Annotated in this window: 5 protein-coding genes; 3 read left to right on the forward strand and 2 right to left on the reverse strand. The window is 69.5% G+C overall.

The genetic code is table 11. From position 1 onward, the window contains the following. Positions 1–164: 164 nt before the first annotated feature. A complete protein-coding gene (locus M2271_RS42065; RefSeq protein ID WP_280892757.1) occupies positions 165–1,844 on the forward strand; it encodes a hypothetical protein in 1,680 nt (559 codons plus the stop codon). 40 nt (positions 1,845–1,884) lie between these two features. Here the strand turns inward: M2271_RS42065 and M2271_RS42070 are convergent, their stop codons facing one another. Then, entirely contained in the window at positions 1,885–4,356 is a 2,472-nt protein-coding gene (locus tag M2271_RS42070; RefSeq protein WP_280892758.1) for a tetratricopeptide repeat protein, read from the reverse strand. A 116-nt stretch (positions 4,357–4,472) separates the two neighbouring features. Next, the gene (locus tag M2271_RS42075) at positions 4,473–4,778 is read right to left on the reverse strand and encodes a hypothetical protein (RefSeq protein ID WP_280892759.1); all 306 of its coding nucleotides are present in this window, start codon (positions 4,776–4,778) and stop codon (positions 4,473–4,475) included. A gap of 249 nt (positions 4,779–5,027) precedes the next feature. Between M2271_RS42075 and M2271_RS42080 the strand changes: the two genes are divergently transcribed. Continuing rightward, positions 5,028–6,170 (forward strand): ATP-binding protein, encoded by a 1,143-nt coding sequence (locus M2271_RS42080; protein WP_280892760.1) that lies wholly within the window; start codon positions 5,028–5,030, stop codon positions 6,168–6,170. Positions 6,171–6,190: 20 nt separating this feature from the next. Next, on the forward strand, positions 6,191–8,410 hold the full coding sequence (locus M2271_RS42085) for a S8 family peptidase (RefSeq protein WP_280892761.1): 2,220 nt from the start codon (positions 6,191–6,193) through the stop codon (positions 8,408–8,410). Positions 8,411–8,700: the final 290 nt, after the last annotated feature.

Here is an 8,700-nt window from a genome sequence, read left to right on the forward strand (position 1 = left end):
CCGCGAGCCGCGAGCCGCGAGCCGCGAGCCGCGAGCCGCGAGCCGCGAGCCGCGAGCCGCGAGCCGCGAGCCGCGAGCCGCGAGCCGCGAGCCGCTGACCAGCGGGAGACGCGGGTTTGTTAGAGGCGGTCTCGGTGTCGGGTAGTGGGCCGCTTCGTGTGCCGGTGGGCGTTGATGCCCACCGTTGGAGCACCTTTCCCGGTGAACGAACTCTGGTCGTCGCCGCGCGGACCGTCACCTCGACCGTACGGGTCCTCGAAACGTTGCCGTCCCTCCTGCGTGGCGACCACCGCGTGACCGTCGTCTTCACCTACGACTCCACGTCCGCCTTCAACGCCGGTGTCCTCGAACTCCTCCACGATGCCGGGTGCCGGGTCATGCCCTGGGAGCAACTGGAGAGCATCACCCCCGACCTGATCCTCTCCGCCAGCGAGAACATCGAGGTACCGGAAGGCGATTGCCCGGTCCTGGTGCTGCCGCACGGCGTCGGTTTCCAGAAGTTCGTGCCGGATTCGCGGAGTCCGGGTGAGCGGCTGTCGGGGGCCGTGGCGGATTCTCTGCTGGAGACGGGACGTGCGTGGCTGGCTGTCTCGCATCCGGCGCAGGAGGAGCAGTTGCTCGCCGCCCACCCGAAGGCCGCCGGGCGCACACTGCTGGTCGGCGACCCGTGCTTCGACGAGCTTGTCGGGAGTCGTCCGCGCAGGGATGCCTACCGGGAGGCGCTGGGCGTGGCGGAACACCAGCGTCTGGTCATGGTCAGTTCCACCTGGGGACCGACGTCGCTACTGGGACACCTTCCCGATCTTCTCCCGCGTCTACTCGCGCAGCTGCCCTGTGACGAGTACCGGGTCGGTGCGATCATCCACCCCAATGTGTGGTCGGCTCACGGGGCGTGGCAGATCCGCACCCTGTACTCCGCTGCCCTGGACGCGGGGCTGCTGCTGATGCCGGCCGTGCACGCGTGGCGGCCCGCGCTCGTCGCTGCGGACGTCCTCGTGGGCGATCACGGCTCGGTGACGCTGTACGGGGCGTCGTCGGGTATGCCGCTGTTGCTGGCCGCGTTCGGCGGCGATGCGGTGCCCGGGACGGCCGTCCACGCACTGGCGGCGGTTGCGCCCCGGCTCGACCCGCGCGGGGACCTGCTGCGGCAGGTGGACGATGTCGTGTGCGGGCACACGACACAGCGGTACGCCAGGGTTGCGGAGCAGGCTTTCGCCGAGCCGGGACATGCGCTCGCCCGGCTGCGCGCTGTCCTCTACCGTCTGCTGAAGCTCCCTGAGCCCGCTTCCCTGCCGCCGTCTGCGCTGATGCTGCCGGTTGCGGATCCGCCTGTCTCTCCGGTCGCCTCCTGGCAGGTGACCACGGTCGTTGCCGAGGAAGGCGGGGAGGTCAGCGTCTCTCTGTCTCGTTTCCCGGCTGCCGTCTGCGGGTTCGACGAGGCTCGCCCGGTCCCGCCGGGGTCCTTCACCCATCTGGCGTGCACGACCGAGGAGCGCGACCGGCGGCTGGCCGAGAGTGCCTCGGTGCTCGTGCGCAGCCGCCGTGCGGCGACCCCGGTCGAGGCGCTGCGCTGGATCCGGGAGACGCTCGCCGAGCTGCCCGGAAGCCTCCTCGCGGCCTCGGCCGTGCGCCAAGGCGTGTGTCTGGTCGGGCTCCGGGACGGCCGGGTGGTCGAGGCGGCCGCCACGGGCCCGGCCGGGGGTCCGGGCCTGCTGGCCGCGGTCGTCTACGCGTGTCTGCGCGCGGGGCATCCGCTGGACAGCAGCAGGGTGATGCTGCGGGTGGGAGGCGTGCGGGACGAGGACGTTGTCCTGCGTCTTCGTCCCGCACTGCCGGCCGGGTAGCCCCGGAGCCAGCCGCCTCCTCCCCTGGCCGGGCCGGAATTCAGCGGCCGAGACCGTCCAGCCGCTGCCGCAGTCTCTCCGCCGTGCGGCTGCCGGCCGCCTCGTAGATCTCGACGGCCCGGGTCAGGCACTCGCGCACCAGGTCCTCACGGCCTGCGGTCCGCTGTGCGATGTCGGCGAGCTGCACCAGGGCCTGCGCCTCATAGTGCGTCGCCCCCACCTCCCTCAGGGCCCGGGCCGCCTCGCGCAGGTCGCCGATCGCTTCCTCGCTCTGGCCGAGATGGTCACGTGCCACGCCGATGGCGGCCCGTACCCGGGCCGCCATCCGCCGGTCCGGCTCCTCGCGGGATTCCAGGTCCTGCAGCGCCCGGCGCAGGGTGGCCAGCGCCTGCGTGTGATCGCCCTGAGCGTCCTGGGCGCACCCGAGGAAGAACGCGGCGATGGCTGCGCCACGTGCCTCCCCGGCGCGCTCGTTGAGTTCCAGGGACCGCTGGTACGCCTCGACGGCACGGGAGGGCTCGAAGAGATCACGGTAGCGGCCGAGGAACTCCTGCACGGAGGCGCGCAGGACGAGATGGCCGGACGCCTCGGCAAGAACGACAGCCTGGTCCAGCTCGGTTGCCGCGCGGTCGTTCTCGCCGAGGTCCAGCAACGGGCGCGACAACAGGCTGCGCAACCGCGCCTCGGCCGCCGTGTCCGCCGACGCCGCAGCAGCCTCGGCGCCCAGCTCCAGCGACTCCTTCCACGTCCCCAGGTAACGGCGGTGCAGGAAGAGGACCGTGAACGCCTCTGCCAGTTGCCAGACCAGGGTGTGCAGTCCGTGCCGTGCAGCCATGCGCAGCACGGCCAGGACTGCGCCGCGCTCGGTGTCCAGCCACTCCAGAGGCGGCGGCCCGCCCGGGGCGGAGAAGGGGTCGTCCGCGTCCCGCAGGACGGCGGACAGGTCGGCGATCCTGAGCCGCTCCTGCCTGAGTGCCCGGTCGGCGAAGGCGGTGAGCGCGAGGTAGTGCGTGCCCACCCGCCCGATGAGCGCCTCCTGTTCGCTCTCCTGCTCCTCATCGACCGCGCGCTCCCGGGCGTGCAGGCGCACCAGATCATGCATCCGATAGCGGCCGTCTCCCCATACCTCCACCAGGCTCGCCTTCGTCAGGACACCCAGCAGACGCTTGGCGCGCGGCGTGTCGAGATCGGCGGCGACCGCGGCCACGCCGGCGTCGAAGACGCCGACCGGCAGCCATCCGAGCAGGCGGTAGAGCCGAGCGGCGCTGGCCGGTAGCAGCCGGTAGGAGGGACCCAGAACAGCGGACACCGAGGACTCCTCACCATCCAGTGCCATACCGGCCAGCCGTCCGGCCTCGTCACCGAGTTCGGCGGCCAGTTCGGTCATGCTCAGACTGGTATCGGTGATCAGACGCGCCGCCACGACCTGCAGCGCCACCGGCAGGCCGCCGCACAGTTCCACCAGGCGCTGTGCGGCCTGCGGTTCGGCCGTGACCGCCTCCTGGCCGCATCGGTCCTTCAGCAGTGCCAGTCCGCCGTGCGCGTCCAGCGGCTTGACGGAGATCAGCCGGGCGCCGTCCAGAGCCAGTTCACCGAGTCTGCCGCGGCCGGTGACCAGGACGGCGCTGCCCGGGCCTTTGGGGATCAGTGCACGCACGTGCGCGGGCTGGTTCACGTCGTCCAGGACGAGCAGGATCCGCAGGCCGGCCGAGCGGGAGCGGAACAGATTGGTCCGCTCCGCGAGCGAGCTCGGAATACTGTCGCTTCCCGGTAGCGATCTCAGGCACATGGCCAGGGCCTCGGAGACGTCCGCACCAGCGCCGGCCTGCGGTGCGGACTGGGTGCGCAGGGCGGCGAAATCCACATACAGCTGCCCGTCCGGGAACCGCGACCGGGCCCGTTCCGCCCACCGCCAGGCCATGGTTGTCTTGCCGACTCCGGGCAGTCCGTCCAGTATGCCGACGCGGACGGGCCCGAGGCCGCCTCCTTGTGTGCCGAGTGTCTGGTCCAGCACCGCGAGTTCGGCTGTGCGGTTGCTGAACGGGACCATGGTGACGGGCACTTGGTCGGGCAGGGCGTGAGGGCCCGGTCCGGACGGGGCGGGCTGGATGTTGAAGGTGATGCCGCCGTGGATGTGCGAACCCTGGAAGGCCGGACCGTAGTTGACCCCTCCGCTCACAAGGCTGACGAACGTGTGTGAGGCGTCGGGTGCCAGCTCGGACAGCAGCCCGGCCAGTTCCTGTGCCGCGCCGGGATCCTCCCGGAAGATCTCCTCCAGCCGCTGCTGCCACCGGGCTTGGAGGTTCGCCTGGGTGCTCACGTCGCCCGCTGCCTGCGCGCTGCCCAACTCCGCGCTCGACGCCTGCAGTTCCTCCTCGGCGTCCTCCCCTGCGGCCCGCCGTCCGAAGAACCGGCCCAGTGCGCCCTTCGTCCGCTCCCACGACTCCGAAACCATCAGCCCGACCAGCGTCGTCGCCCCCGACGCCGCAAGCGCCGTCAACTCGGCTTCCACACAGCCCCCTTCACACCGTCCGTCCCCACCGGGACAGACACCCACCGTAGAGAGATCTTCGACGCGTGGGCAATCCGACACCCGCACTGCCGCCGAGGCCTTCCTTGCCACGGCAATCACCACCACCCGGGCCACCGGCACGGGACACTCGCTGGCCGACAGGTCCTGACGCCCGGTCCTGGCGCCGTCTTCTGCGCGATCGACGTCAGCGCAGAGACGTCGCGGGCAGAGCGGGCACGGTCGACCAGGACGTGGCCGGCGAAGCGGACTCCCACACCGACACCCTCCGTGTCGCGGCCATCGCCGACAACGACCGCCATCTCACCCACGCGGAGTTCCTCGCCCAGCGTCGCCTTCCACCAGTACTCCTTCGAGGTGCGGGAACACGGCTTCAGCGGTTCCTCACACTTGGCGAGCGTCACGCCACTTACTCGTGACGGAGCGTCACTGGCATACAAGGGTGCGATCGGTTTCACGGAATCGTGGCTGAGCCAGCGTTCGGCCGTCGTCGAGCGCCCCGCTCCTCCGGGTTCTCAACAGCTCGCAGCCAGGCGCAGGGCACCCGTGTGCTCTGCCGCCCGCATGCGGCACATTGGTAGGTCTCGTCTCGTTGTGGACTAGCGGTGCCCTGATCGCATGCATCTTGCCCGGCAGTCGTTAGGGTGCCTTCCATGACCAGCACCTTGGATAGCCGTCAAGCGGACGAGATGACCGTAGTTGAGCGAGATTTAGTCCATCTTGCACGGATGGCGCTCGCCGGCCGCAGCCAGGACGTCCAGACCTTGCTGCAGCGTATGGCAAGACGCTACGGCCGTACCAACCAGGCGACCGCCAAGGCGTTGCAGTCCTTGCTCAGGGAAGCGCCCACCGCGGATGCGCCGCTGCGCGGTCTGGGTAACGCTGCACCGGTCCCGCTCGACATGGACAGCCGGCTCCCCCTGATCCGGCCTGACCATCTGGCTCCCTCAGCAACTCCGGTGCTGTCAGCCGGCGTTCGCGGGGCCGTTGATCAGCTCTGTGAGGAGCGTCTGGGTTCTGACCGTCTCCTGCGGGCTGGTTTGACGCCCAGCAGCAGCGCCTTGTTCGTGGGGCCTCCTGGTGTCGGCAAGACGCTGGTGGCCCGGTGGATTGCCAGCCGTCTCGACCTGCCGCTTCTTGTCCTCGATTTGTCGTCCGTCATGAGCAGCTACCTGGGACGGACCGGCGGCAACATTCGCAAGGTTCTCGACTACGCGAAGGCCAGTCCCTCGATCCTGTTGCTGGACGAGCTCGACACGGTCGCCAAGAAGCGGGATGACGGCGCGGAGGTCGGTGAGCTGAAGAGGCTGGTCACCGTGCTGTTGCAGGAGATTGACGACTGGCCGGCCAGCTCTCTGCTTCTCGCGGCCACCAATCACGGTTCGCTGCTGGACCCTGCTGTGTGGCGCCGCTTCGAGGTGGTGATCGACTTCGCTCTGCCCGATGCGGCGCAGCTGCGCCAGGCCATCGAGCAGTTCTGCGAGGAGCAGGCTCCAGACGACGTCCTTGCCGCCGTCGCCCGGGCGCTCAGTGTCCAGGGCGCCTCGTACTCGGAGGCGCATCGCGTGGTGATGGCTGCACGGCGTCGCGCCGCCTTGTCCGACCAGCCGCTGGGCGAGGCGCTGTTGAGCATCTGCAGTGAGCAGGTGAGGCGATTGCCTTTCGCAGAGAGGGTGTGCTTGGCGGTGGATCTGGTGCAGTCTGATCACATGTCGCAACGGCGTGTGCACGAACTGTCAGGAGTCAGCAGGGACACGATCCGAAGCCGTATGCGCCGACAGGAGTCTGAGGGGTAGTTCTGAGGGGGGAGCAGCGCGTGCCCGGACCGCACAACTTCTTGCTCGGCCATGGGGAGAGACTCGTTGAACCGGTCAGCCTGCCACCGGGCGGAGGTGCGACGCCGCTGCCCTACACCGAGGAAGAGGCGCGCGTGCGGCTGCGCCCGCAGGTGAGGGAGGCCGTCCAGCACTTCTCCCGGCTTCCCGCCGGAGCCTGCCCGGACGGACAGGTCGTCGGCGTCCTGACGATGCATCCGCAGTTCATCGCCAAGAGTTACCACCCGCAGCGGCTGTTAGATGACCTGGGCCTGTCCTACGTGGGCGCCCGCAACGCCACGGTACGGCCCGAGAAATGGACCAATCCGGAGCGGTCATCCACAGCCGCCGAGACGGCCGAACTCTTCGTCTCCGGCCGGCGCGCGGCTTTCACCCTCTGGTCCCAGCGCATGGCCGCCGGCCCACTGCCCGGAGGAGATCAGCTCAGGAAGGTGGAAGCCTTCCGCGCGCCCACCGCTCACGAGCGGCAGCGCAACACGACGCCTCTCACGGCAAGATCGCTCATGGAAGTCGGTCTGCACCTGCCCCACCGGATCCGCACCAAGATCCTCACCGGCTTCGCCGACTACGTCGACTCACTCGGCGGCACCGCCGAAATCAGCCACGCCCTGCACCTGCAGGGCATCGGCTTCATCCCGGTACGGCTCGCTCCCCAAGCCATCGACCGGCTGGCCCAGTTCGCCTTCACACGCGTGATCCGGCCCATGCCCCAGCTGAGGGCATTCCACCCCGTCGAGCGCGCCACCACGGCCACCGGGATGGAAGCCCCGACCCTGCCCAGTTCGGCGGCAGTCGACCCCGAGGTGAAAATGGCCATCCTCGACGGCGGGCTGCGGGAAGACGGCCCCATGGCCCCATGGGCACGCTCCTACGAGACGCCCACCGTCGGTACAGCCACCGGCGACTACCTCGACCACGGCCACAACGTCACCTCAGCGGCCCTCTTCGGGCCCCTCGTCCCCGGACAGCCGGCCCCCCGCCCCTTCGGTACCGTCGACCACTTCCGCATCGCCGACCACGACCCCGAAGACGGTCTCGCCCTCTACCGGACCCTGGACCGCATCGACACCGTCCTGCGGGAGAACCCGCACGAGCTCGTCAATCTCAGCCTCGGTCCCGACCTGCCCGTCGAAGATGACGAAATCCATCCCTGGACCGCGCTGCTGGACTCCTGGCTCTGTGACGGCAAACGCCTGCTGACCATCGCAGCCGGCAATAACGGAGGCCTGGACCAGCCCTCCGGAAACGCACGGATACAGGTGCCCTCCGACAGCGTCAACGCCCTCTCGGTCGGCGCAGCCGACTCCACACGCCCCGCATGGCGGCGCGCCTCGTACAGCGCCCTGGGCCCAGGGCGCTGCCCCGGCATGGTCAAGCCCGATGTCCTCAGCTTCGGCGGGGACCACAAGGAGCCGTTCTTCTTCGCCGCCCCGTACGGCCAACAGGCACCGCCGATGTCGCTCGGCACCAGCTTCGCCGCGCCCAGCGCCCTGCGCATGGCCGCCGGCATCCGGGCGTACTTCGGGCCCGTCCTGACCCCGCTCGCCCTGAAAGCCCTGCTCGTCCACTGCGCGCAGGACAACGAGCAGGACACCTCCGAACGCGGCTGGGGCCGACTGCCCGCCACGCTGGAGGACTACGTCGTCTGCCCGCCCCACACCGCCCGCGTCGTGTACCAGGGGAAACTCGCTCCGAAGCAGACCGTGCGCATGTTCCTGCCGCTGCCCGAGTCCGTGACCACCGGGAACGTACAGATCACCGCGACGTACTGCATCGCCTGCCCCACCGACCCGCGAGCCCCGCGCAACTACACCACCAGCGCGTTCGAACCCTTCTTCCGCCCCCACATGGAGCGGCTCAGCCCGTCCGGATCCGTCCCCAAGTCCGAGCCGTTCTTCCAGGCCCGCGACTACATGACGGAGCAGGAACTGCGCGCCGACGCCCACAAATGGGAGACCGTCAAACACAAAACAGCCACCTTCAAAGCAGACCGCCTCAAACGGCCCGCCTTCGACGTACGCCACGTCTTCCGCCTGGACGACCTCCCACCGGACACCGACCCGGACGTGTCCTACGCCCTCATCATCACGCTGAAGGCACCTGCCGTGGCTGACCTTTACGACCAGGTCGTGCGCACCTACGCTGCCCGACTCGAGATCCTGCAACCCGTGATCGCAATCCCCATCGCCCTGCGCCCGTAGGCACGCCGGGCAGGGCTCGGCACCCTCGTTTACGCTGCCGGTATCAGCGAGGCGTGGCCACGTCGTCTGCCCGTTCCAGGTCCCTTTTCCGGTGTATGAACGTCGCTATCTTCGCCGGCGCAACGACGGCGTTCTGAAACGGATCTGCCACGCTGTCCTGCCAGAACCAGGACCCTCTGGCTGCTATGCGTGAGTAGTAGACACGTGCAGGAGGCGCCGGGGGGCGATGCGTTCGTCCTCGGAGGAGTCCAGGGCGGCGGCGAGTCGCTGGTAGAGGCGCGTCTTCAGCC

Origin of the sequence: Streptomyces sp. LBL (assembly GCF_029893585.1) — a bacterium.
GTDB lineage: Bacteria > Actinomycetota > Actinomycetes > Streptomycetales > Streptomycetaceae > Streptomyces.